The organism is Nostoc sp. ATCC 53789 (assembly GCF_009873495.1).
Lineage (GTDB): Bacteria > Cyanobacteriota > Cyanobacteriia > Cyanobacteriales > Nostocaceae > Nostoc > Nostoc muscorum_A.
On record NZ_CP046703.1, the window covers coordinates 3,849,188 to 3,869,688 of the forward strand.

At 41.3% G+C, this 20,501-nt stretch carries 14 protein-coding genes and 2 pseudogenes; 11 read left to right on the forward strand and 5 right to left on the reverse strand.

The window, feature by feature from the left end; genetic code table 11:
• Positions 1-73 precede the first annotated feature (73 nt).
• The 4 genes from GJB62_RS15845 to GJB62_RS15860 all read left to right on the forward strand — a co-directional run bounded on the left by GJB62_RS15845 (position 74) and on the right by GJB62_RS15860 (position 6,049).
• Complete coding sequence (locus tag GJB62_RS15845) at positions 74-1,474, forward strand: sugar porter family MFS transporter (RefSeq protein WP_114083133.1); 1,401 nt, start codon at positions 74-76, stop codon at positions 1,472-1,474.
• A gap of 311 nt (positions 1,475-1,785) precedes the next feature.
• Entirely contained in the window at positions 1,786-2,832 is a 1,047-nt protein-coding gene (locus tag GJB62_RS15850) for a Gfo/Idh/MocA family oxidoreductase (protein ID WP_114083134.1), read from the forward strand.
• A 129-nt stretch (positions 2,833-2,961) separates the two neighbouring features.
• Positions 2,962-4,554, forward strand: a complete 1,593-nt coding sequence (locus tag GJB62_RS15855; RefSeq protein WP_114083135.1) for an iron uptake porin — start codon at positions 2,962-2,964, stop codon at positions 4,552-4,554.
• Positions 4,555-5,488: 934 nt separating this feature from the next.
• Positions 5,489-6,049, forward strand: a complete 561-nt coding sequence (locus GJB62_RS15860; RefSeq protein ID WP_114083136.1) for an HdeD family acid-resistance protein — start codon at positions 5,489-5,491, stop codon at positions 6,047-6,049.
• A gap of 133 nt (positions 6,050-6,182) precedes the next feature.
• Here GJB62_RS15860 and GJB62_RS15865 read toward each other — a convergent pair whose 3' ends face one another.
• Together GJB62_RS15865 and GJB62_RS15870 are read right to left on the reverse strand one after the other, a co-directional pair.
• Entirely contained in the window at positions 6,183-6,872 is a 690-nt protein-coding gene (locus GJB62_RS15865; protein ID WP_114083137.1) for a hypothetical protein, read from the reverse strand.
• Positions 6,873-6,987: 115 nt separating this feature from the next.
• Positions 6,988-7,257: a hypothetical protein gene (locus tag GJB62_RS15870; protein ID WP_114083138.1), complete on the reverse strand. Its 270-nt coding sequence runs from the start codon at positions 7,255-7,257 to the stop codon at positions 6,988-6,990.
• Positions 7,258-7,407: 150 nt separating this feature from the next.
• Between GJB62_RS15870 and GJB62_RS15875 the strand changes: the two genes are divergently transcribed.
• The 5 genes from GJB62_RS15875 to GJB62_RS15895 all read left to right on the forward strand — a co-directional run bounded on the left by GJB62_RS15875 (position 7,408) and on the right by GJB62_RS15895 (position 15,482).
• On the forward strand, positions 7,408-8,112 hold the full coding sequence (locus GJB62_RS15875; RefSeq protein ID WP_114083139.1) for a response regulator transcription factor: 705 nt from the start codon (positions 7,408-7,410) through the stop codon (positions 8,110-8,112).
• Positions 8,109-9,638 (forward strand): ATP-binding protein, encoded by a 1,530-nt coding sequence (locus GJB62_RS15880; protein ID WP_114083140.1) that lies wholly within the window; start codon positions 8,109-8,111, stop codon positions 9,636-9,638. The genes GJB62_RS15875 and GJB62_RS15880 overlap by 4 nt, the downstream gene beginning before the upstream one ends.
• 146 nt (positions 9,639-9,784) lie before the next feature.
• Positions 9,785-10,255 (forward strand): N-glycosidase, encoded by a 471-nt coding sequence (locus GJB62_RS15885; protein WP_114083141.1) that lies wholly within the window; start codon positions 9,785-9,787, stop codon positions 10,253-10,255.
• 956 nt (positions 10,256-11,211) lie between these two features.
• Positions 11,212-13,983 (forward strand): GAF domain-containing protein, encoded by a 2,772-nt coding sequence (locus GJB62_RS15890; protein ID WP_114083142.1) that lies wholly within the window; start codon positions 11,212-11,214, stop codon positions 13,981-13,983.
• Positions 13,984-14,711: 728 nt separating this feature from the next.
• Positions 14,712-15,482, forward strand: coding sequence for a hypothetical protein (locus GJB62_RS15895; RefSeq protein WP_114083143.1), 771 nt, complete (start codon positions 14,712-14,714; stop codon positions 15,480-15,482).
• 199 nt (positions 15,483-15,681) lie between these two features.
• Here GJB62_RS15895 and GJB62_RS15900 read toward each other — a convergent pair whose 3' ends face one another.
• Positions 15,682-16,536 carry a PhnD/SsuA/transferrin family substrate-binding protein gene (locus tag GJB62_RS15900; protein ID WP_114083144.1) on the reverse strand — a complete coding sequence of 285 codons (855 nt, stop codon included), beginning with the start codon at positions 16,534-16,536 and terminating at the stop codon, positions 15,682-15,684.
• A gap of 182 nt (positions 16,537-16,718) precedes the next feature.
• Between GJB62_RS15900 and GJB62_RS15905 the strand changes: the two are divergent.
• A pseudogene (locus tag GJB62_RS15905) lies at positions 16,719-17,426 on the forward strand (DUF3365 domain-containing protein); the annotation flags it as partial.
• 5 nt (positions 17,427-17,431) lie between these two features.
• On the opposite strand, the gene GJB62_RS15910 reads toward GJB62_RS15905, so the two are convergent.
• The gene (locus GJB62_RS15910; protein WP_245245942.1) at positions 17,432-18,490 is read right to left on the reverse strand and encodes an IS630 family transposase; all 1,059 of its coding nucleotides are present in this window, start codon (positions 18,488-18,490) and stop codon (positions 17,432-17,434) included.
• A gap of 39 nt (positions 18,491-18,529) precedes the next feature.
• Between GJB62_RS15910 and GJB62_RS15915 the strand changes: the two are divergent.
• A pseudogene (locus GJB62_RS15915) lies at positions 18,530-18,757 on the forward strand (HAMP domain-containing protein); the annotation flags it as partial.
• Positions 18,758-19,033: 276 nt separating this feature from the next.
• On the opposite strand, the gene GJB62_RS15920 reads toward GJB62_RS15915, so the two are convergent.
• The gene (locus GJB62_RS15920; protein WP_114083077.1) at positions 19,034-20,413 is read right to left on the reverse strand and encodes a serine/threonine-protein kinase; all 1,380 of its coding nucleotides are present in this window, start codon (positions 20,411-20,413) and stop codon (positions 19,034-19,036) included.
• Between the last annotated feature and the right edge of the window lie 88 nt (positions 20,414-20,501).

Below are 20,501 nucleotides of genomic sequence, written 5' to 3' on the forward strand. Positions count from 1 at the left end.
CCCCATACTTCGACTTCGACTGCGCTCAGTACAAGTTCCCCATTCCCAATTCCCAATTCCCAATATATAAACTATGACATCTACTACTACTCGTCGTAAATCCAGCACATTTTATGTGATTTTGATTGCTGGTGCTGCTGCCCTCGGCGGTTTTCTATTCGGTTTTGACACTGCTGTAATCAACGGTGCGGTTGGCGCTCTTGCCAAAGCCTTTAACGCCAACAGTGTGTTAACGGGTCTTGCCGTGTCCCTAGCATTGTTAGGGTCTGCGTTAGGAGCTTTCTATGCAGGGAAAATCGCAGACCGATATGGTCGAGTCAAAGCAATGGTAGCAGCTTCGGTGTTGTTTACCATCAGTGCTATTGGCTCTGGGATTGCCTTTGGAATCTGGGATTTCATCTTTTGGCGGGTATTGGGTGGCATTGCAGTTGGTGTTGCTAGTGTCATCGCGCCAGCTTATATCGCCGAATGTTCTCCCAGCCATTTGCGAGGAAGATTAGGATCTCTGCAACAATTAGCGATCGTAGTTGGAATTTTCATTGCACTGCTATGCGACTACTTTATTGCTGTATCAGCAGGTTCAGCCGAGTCGCCGTTTTTGTTTGGTATAGCCGCTTGGCGCTGGATGTTTTGGACAGAAATTCCTCCCGCCGTGCTGTATGGAATGTCTGCTTTGATGATTCCCGAATCTCCCCGGTACTTAGTTGCTCAAGGACGAGAGCCAGAAGCTGCTAACGTTCTGACTAAGATTTTGGGGGGTGATGTGCTGGCAAAAATCGAAGAAATTCGGCAGACAGTGCTTCGAGAACGCGAACCGAGATTTTCTGATCTCTTAAGCAGAAATGGTGGACTCCTTCGCATTGTTTGGATAGGAATCGGCTTATCTGTATTCCAGCAATTCGTTGGGATTAATGTAATCTTCTACTACAGCAGCGTTTTGTGGCGTGCTGTCGGATTTTCCGAACAAAGTTCCCTAACAATCACGGTGATTACAGGAGCCGTCAACATTATTACAACACTGATTGCGATCGCCTTTGTGGATAAATTTGGTCGCAAGCCCTTGCTGATAATAGGTTCAATTGGCATGACCTTGACCTTGGGGACGATGGCTTATGTTTTTGGCAATGCTCCCCTAGATGCTGCTGGAAACCCTGCCCTCACCGGAAGCGCCGGGACTGTGGCTCTTATCGCAGCTAACCTCTACGTCTTTTGCTTCGGTTTCTCCTGGGGGCCAGTGGTTTGGGTGCTATTGGGAGAAATGTTTAATAACAAGATTCGAGCGGCTGCACTTTCAGTTGCTGCTGCAATTCAATGGGTCGCGAATTTCCTTATTTCCACAACATTTCCTCCCATACTCCAATATTTCGGTCTAGGTTCTGCCTATGGACTTTATACAATTGCGGCGGCTACCTCATTCTTTTTCATTCTCTTTTTTATTAAAGAAACCAAAGGAATTGAGTTGGAAGATATGTAATTCGCATCTACCTAATGCCTCTACTGCCTAATTTGTAATTCTGAACTCAATCATTCGTAAAAAACTTTATTTTCGACTTTTCAAATCAAATTCAGTAGCATCTGAATGATTAAAGAACCGCAGAGACGCTGAGGGCGCTGAGAAGAGGAAAGAAGAATAATTCCGATACAAATGGATTTGGTATCAAATCAAAAAAGATTGCTGTAAATTTTGTGGGGTGGGCATCTTGCCCGCCCTGATGCTGCAAACTTTCTCTGGAACATCTAACAACAACTAAATACAAGCTTTCGCTTCAGTCAATCAGTAAAAAGATGGAAACTCTCAATACGGCTCTTTGTTCTTATGGTTTGTCTGGTAGGGTATTTCATGCGCCGTTCATTGATTTGCATCCCGGTTTTCAATTAGCAGGCTCTTGGGAAAGAAGCAAAAAGCTGATACAGGAAGATTATCCGAAACTAAAAAGCTATCCTTCTTTGGAAGCATTACTAGCCGACAATCGAGTAATATTGGTGGTGGTAAATACACCAACTTATACACATTACGATTATACGAAACAGGCTTTGCTGGCAGACAAGCATGTAGTGGTAGAAAAAGCATTTACCACAACAGTGAGAGAAGCAGAACAACTGAATGAATTGGCATTAAAACAGGGAAAGAAATTATCTGTATATCAAAACCGCAGGTGGGATAGTGATTTTAAAACAGTAAAAAAAGTGATACAGGAAGGTTTGCTGGGTGATATTATTGAAGCAGAATTTCAATTTCAAAAATATAAACCAGCACTCAGCCATAAACAACACGTAGAAATTCCCAGTCCAGGTGCAGGAATATTAAACAATTTAGGCCCGCACCTAATAGACCAGGCTGTGCATTTATTTGGGATGCCTGATGCTATTTTTGCAGACATCCGAATCACGAGAGTGCGATCGCAGGTAGATGATTATTTCGAGTTGATACTATACTACGACAAGCTGCGCGTTAAGTTAAAAGCAGGTTTCCTTGTGCGTGAACCCGCACCTGCCTACATCATACATGGCACTAAGGGTTCTTTTCTCAAAAGCAGAGCCGATGCCCAAGAACAGTATTTAGTCGCGGGTATCAAGCCTAATACACTTGATTGGTATACAGAGCCAGAAAGTGAATATGGCTTGCTGCATACAGAAAAAGACACAAAAGTAATTCGGGAAAAAGTAAAAAGCTCACAGGGCAGTTATTTAGGCTATTACGACGCAGTATATAAATCTATTGTTGATAATCAGCCAGTTGCTGTTACTGCCGAAGACGGAATTAATGTAATGCGGATTATAGAAGCAGCTATTAAAAGCAGTAATGAGCAAAAAGTTATAGCGTTGCTTTAAGTAATCTAAAATTTCAACTCAAAATATCTAACTTTAATGCTGGCTAGCTTATAAGCCAGAAGCTTTTGTTCGACTGTAATTTCTTTCTTTACAAAGTCAGAATTCAACCATTTTCACATAAATAAGTCCATGATTAAAATTCTTCTACATAGCTTTTTTATCCTACTTTTCGCAGTTCCAGCAGTTTGGGCAGCACCTCCAGAAGATGATAGAAATTTGCAGGGACAAGTCAATTCTGTTTCCCAACTTTCCGACATTAAACCGAGCGATTGGGCATTTCAGGCACTGCAATCACTAGTCGAACGCTATGGCTGTATTGCAGGTTATCCTGATGCAACCTATCGCGGTAATCGTGCCTTGAGTCGTTATGAATTTGCAGCTGGTTTAAATGCTTGTTTAGACCGGGTGAATGAATTAATTGCTGTGGGTACTAATGATTTAGTCAAAAAAGAAGATTTGACAGTGCTGCAAAATTTGCAGACAGAGTTTGCGTCAGAATTGGCAACTCTGCGTGGCCGGGTGGATACCCTGGAAGCACATACAGCAATGCTGGAGGAGCAGCAATTTTCCACCACTACCAAGCTGAATGCTCAAATTATTACCGCCATTAGTGATACCTTTGGTAATAGGGTGGGTGGAGACAGCGATGACTCCCGTCCCTATTTTGCAAACCGAGGTCGTCTCAACTTAGAGAGTAGCTTCACCGGTAAAGATTTATTGCGAGTCCGGCTGGAGTTTGGCAACTTTACAAATTCTAATGGTGCAAGTCAAATTGCCGCAGCCACAGGCACAGGCATGACACGACTGAATTTCGATAATGACAGCAACAATACACTAATAATTCCCCACATCCGTTACTACTTCCCCGTTGGTGACTCCCTTTCTTTCGTTGTTGGCCCCACAGGTATTGGTTACAACGACATCACAAATAACATCACTCCTGCCACGATCGCTGATGATGGTAATGGGATTCCCTCACTCTTTGGTAAAAACAGTCCCCTCTTCGAGCGGGGTGGTGGTGGTGCAGCCGCTAATTGGAGTATCAGTAAAAACTTGATTCTCACCTTGGGCTATTTAGCAAATAGTCCGAACGTTCCATCAGCGCAAAATGGCTTATTTGATGGCGGCTACAATGCTCTAGCCCACCTAGCATATTACGGCGAACAAGGAGCTATTGGTGTCGCTTACTCTCATGGTTATAACCCTGCTGGCACTGTAGATATCAACGCCGGCAGAGGTAGCGCCCTATCAAATGCTCCCTTCGGAAATAACGTTGCCACTTCCAATAGCATTGTTGGCGTACAGGGATACTATCGCTTTTCCCCAAATTTTCAGGTTCACTCTTGGGGTGGATATGTTTGGGCAAATGCGAAAAACTCTGGTTTCAGCGATATTTCTAATGGTAGGGGTGGAACAGATTCTCTCTTCGTGAACAATGGTGATAATGCCAATGCTTGGTTTGGAGCGATTGGTATGTCGTTTCCCGATGTGGGCGGTAAAGGCAACCTGCCAGGAATTCTCTTTGGGATACCACCGCGTGTCTCTAACAGTGATATCCGTCAAGATCGAGACACCGCTTACCATATTGAAGCATTCTATCGCTACCGCCTGAACGATAATATCTCAGTAACTCCTGGTTTTTGGGTGATTCTCAACCCGGAAAATGATAGTAGAAATGATACGCAGTATGTGGGCGTGCTTCGTACAACTTTCGATTTTTAATGGTTTAGTTGGCTAACAGACTCTGTTAGCCAACTCGCAATCAATCGAAAATACTCGAATATTTAAACTGATACAATAAGTCTCTTTAATAAGGGGATTTTAGCCAAGTCTTGTTCACTGAGCTATTAGCTAAATTCCGCCGTAATCTAGTAGCATCTTCACCACTTTATTTCATCACTCTGTATAAAGATTAATCAAAGCTAAATATCAGTATTTGCTACGACTTGCTTTATCTCTAGGGAGTGAGGAAGTCAAAACTTCAGATATTGTAAATTCTTTACTTATGCGGATTACGATTCCGTTTGTCCATGCTGATACTAATAGGCTGAAAATCTTTTAATTTGCATTCGTAAAAAATAAATTACTTGTGAGGTGGGCAACATGAGCGCCAAATTTGTGCAGATTAAAAGTTCTACAGCTTGCTTTAAATATCTTTATGACTGTTTAAGATTGAGCATTTATATCTTAAAACAAACTTAGGGGCAAAGTAACGAGAATTATTCTTAGGAAATAGGCATACAGACTGCCCGTAAAGACAAAGATGGGCATCTTGTCCATCCCGCAAATATGCAATACCAAAAATAGCTTTGGTAAATATATTCTGAAGCAGAGCCTAAACAACTTAAGTAGTTAAGAAATGAATTAAGGAGGCAAGAGGTAATCCCCATAAATAAATTTAGGGAATTTATAATGGACGCTGTATTTTTTGCGCTGCGCGTCTCAAAATCCATTTTTTATCTTTATTCATAAATAAATTTAGGGGCTTTAAACCCGTTTGGCAGAGAACAAAAAATATAAAAATATATTTTCTTCCTCCTGCCTTCTCTTCGAGACGCTACGCGAACTGCCTCCTGCCCTCTGCCTTTATTCGGTAATTAAGACGAATATAAATCCTTGAAAAAACCCCAATTCTAAACCATTTGGTAAACCTGTTATGAATTCTGAAAACATCGGTCAAGAGAGACAAAGCTTAGGATGGTTAATCGTTCTAGGCATTCTAATGATTGTGCTAGGCATGGCAGCGATCGCAGAACCATTCGTTGCCACGATTGCCATTACAATCGTCATCTCTTGGTTTTTATTGATCGCTGGTATTGTCCGAATTGTCCACGCATTGCAATCACGACGACAAAAAGGCTTCTGGCTAAAGCTAGTGGTTGGTATTCTATATACACTTGCTGGGATTATGTTGATTGGCAACATCTTTGGTGCTGCGCTATCTATCACATTCGCCTTGGGAATTGTCTTTTTGGCTGAGGGTGTATTTGAGGTAATTACAGCATTTCAAATACGTCCAGAGCCAAATTGGGGTTGGACACTGTTTAGTGGCATGATGGCCATTATTTTGGGAATTTTAATTTTGTATAAATGGCCTTTCAGTGCAGCTTGGGTGCTGGGATTATTTGCAGGGATTAATTTTTTGTTGACAGGTGTTTGGATGATCGCGCTCTCACTGCCTAGTCGTCGCATTCCTAACCAGAGAACAGGAATTTGAATTGGGTATAGGGGAGAGGTAACAGGTAATAAAGAATAATTTGTACCCTGTAACCTATACCCTATCGCTAAAGCCTAACATCACAGTTATGGAGCAGACTGGTAATAACTACAGCAAGCTTTCAGTGAGTAAACTACTGATTTGCAGGAGGTGCTGACCGATCGCCACCTGGAGGATGAGGCGGAACACCCAACGCATCTTTTAACTGTTGTTCGCTAACTCCTAACTTGGTCGCTGCCGCCTTAAAATCAGGGCGGGGTGGGCGCTGACTGCGTAGGCGTAGCCCGTCGTAGACATCGCCTGTGGGAGGATTGGCAGGGACACCCAACGCATCTTTTAACTGCTGCTCACTAACTCCTAACTTGGTTGCAGCAGCTTTAAAATCAGGACGAGGTGGGCGTTGATTGCGTAGGCGTAGCCCGTCGTAGACATCGCCACCTGGAGGATTGGCAGGGACACCCAACGCATCTTTTAACTGCTGCTCACTAACTCCTAACTTGGTTGCAGCAGCTTTAAAATCAGGACGAGGTGGGCGTTGATTGCGTAGGCGTAGCCCGTCGTAGACATCGCCACCTGGAGGATTGACAGGGACACCCAACGCATCTTTTAACTGCTGTTCGCTAACTCCTAACTTGGTGGCAGCTGCTGCAAAATCAGGTCGAGGATACCGCCGTTCTCCTTCTGGTGGTTGGTTGGGTGGTTGTTGCGCCTGTGCAATTTGAGAGAATTTATTAGCGGCATCAGCCTGATTGAGTGAAATCAAACCAAATGTGCCAACCAGAACGGGAATCGCTGTTACAACTAGTATTCTACGAATATTCATGATCATTTTTCCAAAAATAGCTCGTTTACATTTCTGATTTAACTGAACCAAAATTACAGTTTGCCCTGCTTGTAAATTACAATTTTGTAATTTTGAGGAAGAAAGGGTGCTGCAATTAACGGTTATTGTGTTCTACACGATTTTGAACCGCACCATGATGATGATTTTGGGGATGTTGGGGAGGACGCTTTTTCTGATTTAGAAGGGGTTTAGAATTTCTAATCTGTGGTTTCTTATCAGATATTTGTGGTGTTTGAGGCTGTTGGGAAATTTGGGCATTTCGATTGGATGGATTAGCAGCATTTGCCTGATTTTGTAGGCTAAAACCGAATGTACCAATCAAAAAGGGAATCGTTGCTACGGCTAAGACTCGACGAATATTCATATAAATCAACCTGCAAAAGGTAAGGTGTTCATATTTCTGATTAAGCCACCTCAAAATTACAGTCCACCTGCTTTCTAAATTACAGTTTTGTAATTTAAGTAGAAAGGTAATGAATCTAGAATGGAACAATATATAAACTAATAAATACTTGTGAACGTTCTATTTGTCGAAGATGAAGCGAAAATTGCTAACTTCGTCCGAGCTGGACTGAAGGAGCAGGGATTTGTTGTAGACTACTGCGACAATGGTGATGAAGGATATCTGCGGGCATTAGAAAATGAATATGATGTTCTTATCCTTGACATTATGGTGCCGGGAAAGGATGGACTATCGATCTTAAAACTCTTGCGGCGGCAAGGTCGGAATGCGCCGGTAATTTTGTTAACGGCTCGAAATGAACTAGACGATCGCTTGGCAGGGCTAAATTTAGGAGCCGATGATTACATTGCTAAACCGTTTTTTGTAGAAGAGTTAGCGGCTCGAATTCATGCCGTTGTTCGCCGGAGTGTGAGCGATGTCTCCGACGGGCTACGCCTACGCCAAAATATCCTTAGTGTTGGGCCTATCAAACTCGATCGCATCACCAGGGAAGTTACTTGCGATCGCCAGGCGATAGAACTCACCAGCCGCGAGTTTAATCTTCTGGAGTATCTGATGCGTTCTCCTGGAAGGGTTTTCACCCGTACCCAAATTCTGGAGCATGTTTGGGGCTACGACTTTAACCCCAACACCAACGTCGTAGATGTTTGTATCCAGCGAATTCGTAAAAAAATTGACCACATTGATGAATTAGTCTGGATTGAAAGCATTCGAGGGGTTGGATATCGGTTTCGCAAACCAGAGTCTAGCTCATGAAACTCCCTTCCTTTCGCCTCCGAATTGCCCTATTATCTGCGACTCTAGCAGGAACCACATTAGTCGGTTTTGGTGCAGTCTCCTGGTTTCAGATTTACAATGCTAAAATCAGCCGTCTTGATGCAGAACTGTTAAATCACTTGATGCGGGCAACTCCGAATTTGCCACCACGCGGGGAACCTCCTGAAAATCAGGGCAAAGAAAGCCGACCCTCACGATGGCAATTTTACGAAGACTCATTAGCTGATGCCTTTGGAAGTAATACAAAAACCCCCATTGCCCTACTGGTGCTTGATGCAAACGGCAACATACTTTATCAATCTAACTCCCTACCTGCCGACGTTGAGGTGAATCGCCTGCTGCTTAAGCGTCTTCAGTTGATACCTTTACCATCACCTCCGCAGAGAGAACCACCGCCACCCTCAAATAGAAATGTTGGGCCGCCACCCTTTCTTCGTCCACGTCCACCTAAATTTGTCACTGAAAAGACAGCAAAAGCAGCTTGGCGAATTGGAGCAACTAAATTTCCCAATGCTCAGGTTGGCATTGCTGTGAATCTGCAAGCTGTCGATCAAGAAATGGCTACCATTCGGAATATTTTCCTGGTTTCAATTCCGGGATCGCTACTGCTAGTTGCAGTTGGTGCATGGTTAGTTTCTGGTGGTGCTTTGCGTCCTATCCATCAATTAACAGGTGTTATTCAACAAGTAACTGTTAAAGGACTAGATCAACGAATTCCCATTGGAACAACTGATGTTGAATTTGTCGAGTTGATTCAGGTATTTAACTTGATGTTGGAACGGTTGGAACGCAGTTTTACCCAAGCTTCCCGCTTTAGTGGTGATGCGGCTCATGAACTGAAAACCCCACTGACGATTTTGCAAGGCGAACTAGAACGAACGCTGCAACAGGTTGATCCTGGAAGTGAAGTACAACAGCGCTTAAGTAACCTATTAGATGAGGTGCGCCGTCTGAGTGGAATTATGCGGAAACTCTTGCTGCTATCTCTAGCCGATGCCGGAAAAATGAGCTTGTATTTGGTTGAGGTGGATATGTCTGAGTTGCTGATGGAGATGCTAGAAGATGTGGAAATGCTGGCTCCCCACTTGACTGTGCAAACTGACTTTACTGATGGACTACACTTAAAGGGCGATCGCGATCTTCTGATTCAAGTTTTGCAAAACCTGTTCAGTAATGCTATAAAATACAATCTCGCCAACGGCTGGATAAAAATTCGCACTCATCAAACTCAAACAACTCTCCACGTCATCATTGCCAATGCATCCAAAGATATTCCAGTGAGCGATCGTCTACGCATTTTTGACCGCTTCTATCGTGGCGATCCGGCTCGAACCCGCAAAATAGAAGGCATCGGACTAGGACTCAGCCTAGCCCGTGAAATTGCCAGGGCACATCATGGCGACCTCACCCTTGACTCAACAGTTTTTGGTCAAACAGCTTTCACCCTCACTTTACCGATGAAGGAGGCAGGAGGAGAGCGACGCGAAAAAATGAGATTATTGTGAAAAGAGCAGGGGAGGCAGGGGAGAAAAACTGACCTCTGCAACAACTCCCTTCTTTGATGAAGTGACAAAATTTAGATAAGTTCGGTTTTGAGTTGCAATTCTCACAAATCAAATAGGATTGCTATATATGAAAGAGTAATTTTCAAATGACCATTTACTTTTATAAGGTTTGGCAGCCTTATGGCTGTTTTTCTAACTTTTCTCCCCACGGAATCCATATCCAGGACACTTACTGGGCAACTGTTGAGCATTATTATCAAGCACAAAAGTTTGTTGGCAGCAAAGATGCGGCAATTATACCCCTCATCCATGCCGCCGCCACTCCAGAAGAAGCTGCCGCTTTGGGAAGATGTAGCACTCGCCAACTCCGTCGAGACTGGGATTTGGTCAAAACGCAAATTATGCGAGAAGCTGTACTCAAAAAGTTTCTCACTCATGTTGATATTAGAGAAGTTCTGCTGAAGACAGGCGATGAGCTTTTGGTTGAAAACTCCCCAACCGATTCTTTTTGGGGCTGTGGTGCTAATAAAGCAGGTCAAAACCATCTCGGTAAAACTCTCATGAGTGTGCGTGAAGAAATTCGTAACTTACTATCTTTAACAAGAATTTACGAATAATTTCATCAAAATATAGGAATCCGGTTTGATTGCTGTTCGCGCAGCATGGCGTAGCCATATTTACTTGTGTGGGCAGGGAATAGGGAATAGGAAAGAAGGGATAGATCCGTACTGAGTCTTTTTGAAAAATCAAATAGGAGTTCTATAGTTACATTTAATATAAATCAGTATTTAAACGGGAAATATTAAAATTCTCCAGTCATTTTTTTTTGAAAAATTGCCAATAATTAAATCAAGTTCATTTAAAGCTTAAATCTCCCTAAAGCTACTTAATAAAGAGCAAGTTCAAGACCATTTAATTTATTATTGACATTTTGTATTAGCAATATTCAAACCATTGTTTTACATTGCTTACAATGCTTGAATTTTCTTGCTAAATTGGCAAAATAGTCATTATTTCTGCTAAAAAAGCTTATTGCTATTGAGAATATACAATGTAGTTTAAGGCTTTGGGACTTGTAGGAGCGATCGCTCTTACAAATATTAAGGAATATCTGGCTAATGGATAGCTTTTTAAGGGGAGCTACTACCACCTTTGGGCAGCTTATAGGGCAAAAATGTTAAAAGAGTAATGCAATGATGAAGATATTATTTAAGTAAAATCACTGAAATAATTTAATGATTGAGAATATAAAATCAATAGTGTCAATGATTAAAATTTTCTGAACTTTAGGCTTGAGAGGATGTTTGAAAAGTCCCTAATGATACACCAAGTTGTTTGATATCTCCCTAAATTAATTTTCTTAGGACTACGGGAATTAAGCAAAATATCCAATACTTTTCAAATATCCTCTAATCCATTTCTAAAAAAACTTCAACAGATGTACTGCCCTCGCAATGCCTTTGTCGCAGAAATGTATTGAAATGGAATAAAAATTAAGCCATTGTAAATTTAAATTTCTCATTAGAGACAACTTATAAAAAAAACTATACTTCAGTCATGGTGTACATAAGCAATGACATCTATCGATAAACCAAACGGCTTGCAGAAAAGCTTAGAGCAAGAAAGCTTACTGCACCGGATGATCAAACAAATTAGGCGATCGCTCGATCTTCAAGAAATATTAACAACTACCGTTACTGAAGTACGGTTATTTTTACGTGCAGATCGAGTCAAGGTATATCGTTTTGATACTAGTGGTAGTGGTGAAGTCATTGCTGAATCTATTTATAACGAGCGTCTGCCATCCTTGTTAGGGTTGCGCTTCCCAGTTCATGATATCCCCGAAGCAGCCAGAGAGATGTTTGTGTTGGCGGGGCAACGTTCGATTGTCGATGTAGCAAACGAGAAAATCGGGTTATCACCTCTACAATCAACAGAAACTGGCAAACGCCTACAAACTAATATCTACTATCGGCAAGTAGACCCGTGCCATATTCAATACTTAAAGGCAATGGGTGTGCAATCTTCTTTAGTAGTGCCAATTTTAGATCGCGATCCACAAGAACAATCGGCAAAGCCTAAATTGTGGGGATTATTGGTATCTCACCAGAGTGAACCGCGAAAGATTTTGAAGCGGGAAATCAAAGTATTGCAGCAAGTTGCCGATCAGGTTGCGATCGCGATCGCTCAAAGTAATCTACTCACCGCAGCGCTTACCCAGCAAAAGCAAGAAGCTACTATTAACCGAGTCACCAGACTATTGCATAAATTACCAACAATCCAGTTGCAAGGAGCTATTCAAGAAGTTATTACCGCATTCAGTGCAGTAGGTGGCAGGCTTTACATTGAAGAGAGTCGGGAACTATACACCTGGGGCGATCAACCCACACTACCCTACGAATTAGATAGCAGAATTATTGAACAGCATCCTACATGGCAAAACTGGATGACTGAGTGTAAACCAGGTAATATTTGGGCAACCTCTGACCTCTATAAAGAACCGCATTTGCGAGTTTTAGCTTTAGCATTTCGTTCTACTCAAATTCGCGGACTGATGGTGATTCCCCTGCATTACCGGGAACAATTTATCGGTGTATTAAGCATTTTTCGCGCTGAATTTGAAACGGAAATCTTGTGGGCGGGACGATGCGAACAAAATCGGCGGCAACTTCTACCCCAGCTTTCCTTTGAGGTTTGGCGAGAGCAAAAAAAGGGGCAAGCGCCTGAGTGGAAACCGGAAGACATGACATTGGCACAAGCCTTGTACGATCACTTTTCAATGGCAATTCAGCAGCAAAAGATATATAAAGAAGTACAAGCCCTGAATGCCAACTTGGAACTGCGGGTGCAAGAACAAACTGCTGAACTAGAACAATCATTACTTCTCACCAAGGTAATCAAGCAAATCACAGAGCAGATCCGCAGTACATTGGACTTGCAGACAACCCTGCAAACTATTGTCTCCGAAGTCCGCTCACTGCTAAATTCAGACCGGGTAGTAATTTTCCAACTGAACAGTAAATCGGTGATTGTGGAAGAGATTAATGGTAATTGGCAGTCAGTTTTGGGAGTGAATGCACCACTAGAATGCTTTCCTGATGAGCATACGTATTTATACGCTCAGGGTAGGGTACGAGCAATTAACGACGTTTCAACTAATTCTTTAAGTGATTGTCATCGAGAGTTTTTGCAAAGTCTACAAATTCAAGCAAACTTAATAGTTCCAATTAATATAGGTATAGAACTATGGGGTTTACTAATTGCCCATGAATGTAGCGCTCCCAGAAATTGGCAGGATACAGAAATTGATTTATTGCAACAGCTAGGAGATCAGGCTGCGATCGCCATTCAACAAGCACAACTCTACGAACAAACCTGTAAAGCTGAAACTGAAGCCAGAAATAAAGCAGAACAGTTAGGAAAGACTTTACATAAACTCCAAGAAACACAGACAAGATTAATTCAAACCGAAAAAATGTCCGGCTTAGGACAGTTGGTGGCGGGTATCGCTCACGAAATCAACAACCCCGTTAACTTTATCTACGGTAATCTGTGCCACGCCAGTGACTACATCGAACAACTGCTAGAAATTTTACGCCTCTACCAGCTACACTATCCCGATCCTCATAATGAAATTAGCGCTGCGATCGAAGCAGTGGATTTTGAATTTTTGATAGAAGACCTCCCAAAAATCATCACCTCAATGCAAGTAGGAAGCGATCGCATCCGTTCAATAGTGCTGTCGTTACGCAATTTTTCTCGCTTGGATGAGGCTGAAAACAAGCGTGTTGACTTGCATGAAGGCATTGACAGCACTTTGTTAATTTTACAACATCAGCTGAAAGGAAATGATGAATTCCCAGGCATTCAGGTAATCAAAGACTATGGCAACATCCCAACGATAGAATGCTATGCCGGCCAAATGAATCAGGTATTCATGAATATTTTCAGCAATGCCATAGATGCTTTAGAAACGGGGAATGGAGAATGGGGAATGGGGAACTGGGAAATGGGGACTGGGGAGGAGGACAAAGAGGATAAGCCATCTTCAGTGCCTACTATCCACATTTCCACTAGAATCTCAGCAGATAACTCTCGTCTATTGATTCGTATTAGTGACAATGGGCCGGGTATGACTCCAGAGATAAAAAAGCGAATTTTTGACCCATTTTATACTACCAAACCTGTAGGTAGGGGTACAGGATTAGGATTGGCAATCAGTTATCAGATTATTGCCGAAAAACATGGCGGAATAATGGAGTGCATTTCCGAACCTGGGAAAGGTACAGAGTTCTGGATTGAAATTCCCGTCAAGCCTCCAGCTAAAATAGTTCACTCAAGGTAGAGAAATAGATTTTCTTCCTTATTTTCAGAATGTTTGTTTCAAAACTTAAAATTTGAATTAGTAATTACTTTATTCATCCAAAAGGTTGATGATATTTTTTAAAAATAGGCTAATAAAAAAATTTAGAAGTTATCCCATTACTGCAATAAGCTGTTACGCATATAAGAAAGCATATCAACTGGTGAGGTTGTCATTTGTCCTTTGTCCTTGGTAACACACAAATGACTAATGACTAATGACGGTCTACACGGAAAATAGTGCAATATGTAGGCGCGTTAGCTTATATTGACTTTGATTACACAATACTTTAAAAGTAAAGTTTCGTTGCAAAAAAACTCCCTTCCATCTATGAGTGATAATCTAATAATTGAAGCTGATAAAGAAGCTTCCCTGGCAGATATAACAGCTGCATTTGGAGTCGTGAGTAAGAGGTAAAAGACGCTGTTTAACTTACATCTGTCTCGTCAAAACACAGCAACACCCAACGCGAAAACTGCTATTTCCTCAAATGTGGAAGATTAGGGGGCGCTGTTACTAGATTTCATAACTTGTTTAACACAAGCGATGAAAATTAGTACATCCCTGCATCTGATAAACAACGAGAGAAGATAGTTCAGCGAGTAGATGCTTGGGTGTTGTTGTGTTTAAAGAGAAGTCTAAGATATAGACTCCTCTTGGTGTAAGATTATACTAAGGTAAATAGTGAAAAATAATTTAAATAGCGCCTTATGTCAATTATTGCGCTCAGAGCGTGGTATCTACAGGATTACGAGCCGATTCCAGAACTAGAAAAACGTCCCCCAGACATTCGCTTAAGCAAAAAAAGCCTGCTGAGATCGGCATTGCGAGCAGATTTTTTAGAAGAGAGTGACGAAGTTAAGAAATCAACTTGGTTTGGGCGCTATCTAGAAGGGGAAAATATTGAATTTTATATTGAAGGAAGTGGTGGCTATTGCGTCGCCAACATTGACTTAATTAGTCATGAAATTTATTTTACCAAACAGGCACTGTTGGCTCAGTTAGAACCAACAATTTTTTTATCCTATCAAACTGAGTATGTCGCTGCGACGAATGCTCTCAGAGAAGAACTGCGAAAAAGTTTAGAAAGTTTAAACTTGCGATCGCGCCTTCCTCTAACATTAGTAGAATCCTCTCGCCCCAGTGGTGCTACTCTACGGATTAACCGCACGATCATGCGAAAAATCCGTAAGAGTTTGTTATTTATCGCTGACACCACACCCATCGCTAGTGTTGACGGTAAAGAAACCCCCCAACTAATTCCTAGTCCCAATGTCTGTATTGAGATTGGCTATGCTATCCAAAGTAAGCGATCTGAACAGATTGTACTAGCACAAATGCAACGTCCAGATATTGAAGGACAATTTCCCTTCGACTTACCCACACAGCAAATTTTGCAATTTCAAGACACTACAGAACTAAATAAAATCCTGACAGGAACAATTCAAAACCAGCTAGCACGATTCAAATTGTTTTTTTGAGCAATCAGTAAAAAGTAAAAAGTTAATAATCATAAGGGACTTCCAAATAAAAAAATACCCAAACAACTGACAAAAAACTCTCTTCTCCTCATTCCTCTGTGTTCTCTGTGTTCTCTGTGGTTCGTTTCATTTTGGTAATTTATTTCTTGAAAGTCCCTAAATAAATTCCTTTTGCCTTTTACCTTATCGCTGATGTAAATCAAAATAATTGGACAGGTTTCTTTTGCAGCTTAGAAGTAATTGAGCTTACCCGATCGACCACAGAAATCATGTATTTGTAATCTGGTACTTGTCCATTGGGTACATACCCCACTTCTTGAGCTAAACCAGAAGGCGCATCACTCATCACTTTGCGGATAAACTCTTGACGGTTACGTTCTACATTCGGGCCAATCAAGACCACGCCTAATGGTACATAGTGAGGGTCTTTAAATAGTATACGGAATTCCGTGGGGGCGGACTGTGAACCGTAGAGAGCCAATTCCGCCTCTGAAACAGCACAGGCGATCGCTTTTCCTTGAGCCACCAATTCCAGCGCGGCTTTAGGTGTGGGTGCAAATAGGATCTCAGCTAGTGTTGTACCATAAAGATTGTAAAGAGGAAAATAATATCCTGTTGCTGAACCTAACTGACCTAAAGCCAGTGTTTGACCTTGTAACTGTTTCAATTCGGTAATTGGACTCTCTTTGCGAACAACGAAAATTGAGCGCAAATTATTAATACCTATTAAAGGAAATAGGGGAGCATATTGGTGACGTGCGATCGCAATAGCCGCTAAACCCGGTGGAGCAAATACCAATGACCAAGCACGAGCTTCTAGGCGCTCAACCGCTCTATTTTCATTAAAAACTGGCTCTAGCTGAATATATGAGTTTGTTTTTTCACCCAAATAACTATTAAATTTAGCATATTGATTAATTATCTGTTCGCCTCCACCATAGTTGAGAACACCAACAGTTAACGTACCATTAATATCATTTGGTGATTGACAAGCAGCAAATGTCAAACCTAGCAGATTAAACAGAAATAAACGTCGGGGAAGTCGCAAAAACATCACTAATTATTGGTTAAGGAAGTAACTTGGTTTTCAGAACTAATTTAGATAAGTTTGACTGCTGCCTAAATAGGTTATATTGCGGCAAAAAGTTAATATTTATTTAAATATTGTTGAGATTCTTTCTAACAGGTATAAATAAATATTAGACAAACTCAGATACCACCTTCATTGGTTAGGTTATGTTAAACAACATTACATTAAAAAACTTAAAAATCGGTGCTAAATTTAACTTACTTTTAATATTAGTTTTCATAGTCAGTATTGTGGGAAGTGGGATTGCCTTATCCAGTGTACTTCAGGGGAGAGCGCAAAATGAAGTAACTTCTCAAGCGCAGATTCTCATTCAAATGGTGAACGCAGTTAGAGATTATACACAAAATCGGATAGATCCTCTATTAGCACCTAGACTAGATACTAACCCAACGTTCATGCCTGAAATTGTACCAACTTTTTCTTCTAAAGAAGTCTTTGAGAATTTTCGTAAAAAGCCTGAATATAAAAACTTTTTTCATAAAGATGCAACACTTAATCCAACAAATTTAGCGGATAAAGCTGATAATTTTGAAACTCAACTTGTAGAACGTTTTCGCAATGAATCCAAAACTCAAGAAATTACAGGCTTTCGTAAATTATCAGAAGGCGAAGTATTTTACATAGCGCAACCATTAAAGATTACACAACAGAAATGTCTGCGATGTCATTCTACACCAGATCAGGCTCCTAAGAGTCAGTTGGCAACTTATGGTTCGGAAAATGGTTTTGGCTGGCAACTTAATCAGATTGTTTCTGCTCAAATAATCTCTGTTCCTTCCCAAGAGATTTTTGCCAATGCCAAACGGACTTGGGTATTAATCATGGGGCTTTTAATAACTATCTTTGCGATCGTAAGTAGCTAGGCACAATTAAATATAAGACGCTCAAGGGCATATTCCCCCTTTACGCTTCTAGCTTCCATGCCATCAATAATTGCCATAGCCAAATCGTAGTTATTGTCAAACATTTGTCCAGCAATTTCATGAGTTTTTAGTTGATGCCACTCTTCCTCTATCCGATTCATTTCGGAACAATAAGGTGGTAAAAAGAAAACGAATAATCCTTTTTCCTGCCACTCAAGCCATTTTTGTTTTGCTTTCTTACTGGTATGTAAGGAACCATTATCGTGAACAATAACACTGATGCGACCAGTTTCAACTAAAGTGTTTTGTGCCTTAGCTGCAACCCAATCCATAACCTCGATGTAGCGTTTTGTTTTGAACCCACCTTGAACCAAGGCATATTCAAAACTGACTTGGGGTTGCCATAAACCCAAAATACTAATGCGACCACCACGGCTACCAACTTGTGCCATTTGTTTTTGGCTACCGATACGACTGTAACTATAGCTAACGGGACTCCAACGACAACACCCAGACTCATCAAGATACTTAAGCTCGACATAACCCTCTACTGCCGCTTGCTTTAAGGTATCTAGGTCTGCTTGCTTAATTCGTCGTTTTTCTGGGTCTTGTTTTCTCTTATGAGTATGGCGGGTGCGTTTCCATTTCCACTTTTTTTTGAGCAAACGTCGCAAACGAGACGGACTCAATTGCACATTTCTATCTTGAGCCAATTTTTCTGATAACTGCAAACTGTTATAAGTACGGGGCTCTACCTCTAAGCAATCCTCTAAATATGCTAAGTCTGCCTCAAGCCATTTGCACTTTGCTCCTCGCCCGGAAGTTTCCCACAGTCCTCCCAAACCCTTATTTTCCCAACGCCTCAGTGTTGCTCGTACCGTATGTTCGTGACACTCAAAAATTTTAGCTATCGCTGGTACATTCCATCCTTGGGCATTTAATCGAATTATGTGGGCACGCTCTCGTGTCCGTTGAGGAACTGTTGTCGCTGACCGTAACTCCAAAAGCGTCAAATCTTCTAAATCTGTTAATCTAACTCGCAATGGAGCAGACATCTCGTAGAACCTATTTTTTAGACCTTCTCTATCTTATATTTAATTGTAACCACCTACTTAGTTTTCTTAATTAACTTCTTAATCAAAAAATATGTGATTCAGCGCATCAGAAGAATTGAAAAAATAGCCCAAAAAGTTAGTGTTGGTGATATGAGCGCTGATTTTGAAGAAAGCTCTAATGATGAGATTGGCGGGTTAGCAGAAGCATTTAATCGCATGAAATCAAGCTTAAAAATAGCTATGGAGATGTTGAATAACCAAAGCTAACACAATTCTGGATTTTAGATTATGAATCTGTTAAAGCCAAAACCATACGCTTCCATTAAGGATTTCTTTATTCTCTCTGTGTCCTCTGCGCCTCTGCGGTTCATAAAAAAACTGACTTGGATAAAGTACGAGAAATAAAGAACGAACTGCCATCTCTACGAGAGGCTTCCGCCAACGCGAAGCGTCTCGTAGAGAAGAAATAATAAATTAATAGATTTGGCCCAGCTTCACAAAGAAACGGTATAATTGAAGAAGATTGCGCTATGAATGAAAAATTTAAGAAAGTAAGCGCTGCCGAAATTTCAAAGCTTTTTCACTATCGGGAATTTGTGATGCTAAAAGTTGCACAAATTCTGCACGAGAAATTTGCCCAGATGACTTAACAGCTTTTTGGACTAGAAACTTAGCTATTGGGCCTATTAAATCAGCCAATTCCCGCTCACACTGATGCACAAAGCTATCGCTGATTACTTGAGATTCTTGGCTTGGTAAATTATTGGACTGAATTTCAGATTTAACAGTAAATTCCTGTAGTAGAGTAGGCTTCTCTAGTAGAAATATTGTTTTCTTCTTAAAATCAATTTGTTGATTTACTCGAAGATGAAGGGCTAATTGATTAATTAATTCTTCGCAGTTGGGTGCTAATGCCGCAACTTGTTGGAGTAATCTTGAGGCAACGGGGCCGACAAATTCCAAAAGAATTTTTTCTAAGCGGCTATAATTTTCCGTAGACAGGATGGAAGCAGGCGGATATCCAATTGAGTTTTGTTGAGAAAGCGAAGCTTGAGATAATTGTCTAAAAGATGCTGATTGAAGTGATTGCACTGCTACTTTACTATCAAGATGGTTAAGTACCTGTAAAACTTCAGCCGCAGATTGATAGCGCTGTTTAAAGTGATGTAGCACCATTTTAGATAGCACAGATGCCAACTCAGAACTGACATTAGCCTGATGTTGCCAAGAAATTTCACCAGTATCTGGATCTTCCTCAAAGTTGATAGGATGTAACCCCGTCAGCGATTGGATACCAATAATACCCAAAGAATAAATATCGCTGTTAGAACGGGGCTTACCTTGACCCTGTTCTGTAGACATATATCCTGGGGTGCCAATGATAATAGTAGCCCCCGTGCCCCCTGAAACTGTAAGCAGTTGAGTTTGGACTTGTTTAACTGCACCAAAGTCAATCAGCACTAACTTACCGTCTTTTTGCCGCCTGATTATATTGTCTGGTTTGATATCTCGATGGATAACGTTGTGGCTGTGAATAAATTGCAGAATACCCAACATCTGTTGCAGAAGTTGAATTACTTGATCTTCTGTCCAAAGTTGATTCGGTAAAAGTTCTGCTTTTAGAGTATGCCCCTCAATAAACTCTTGCACCAAAAAGAACTCTTGGTTATCTTCAAAATAAGCTAAAAGCCGAGGGATTTGGTCATGGTTGCCCAGTTGTTCTAGTGTTTCTGCCTCACTGGTAAATAGCCGTCTAGCAGTTTCGAGAAATTCGGGGCTACGAGTAACAGGCTTAAGGTGTTTGACAACGCATTTCGGGAAACCTGGCCGATGGGTATCTTGAGCTATATAGGTTTGACCGAATCCACCTCCCCCTAAGACTTGGAGGACTTGGTAACGTCCGTCTAATAATTGTCCTAACATTGTCTCACTTGCCTTAAGTCCTAAAATTCATCTTGGCACAACTACCAATATTGGCAAGATGAATTTGAGGTAGATAATGCTGAAATTC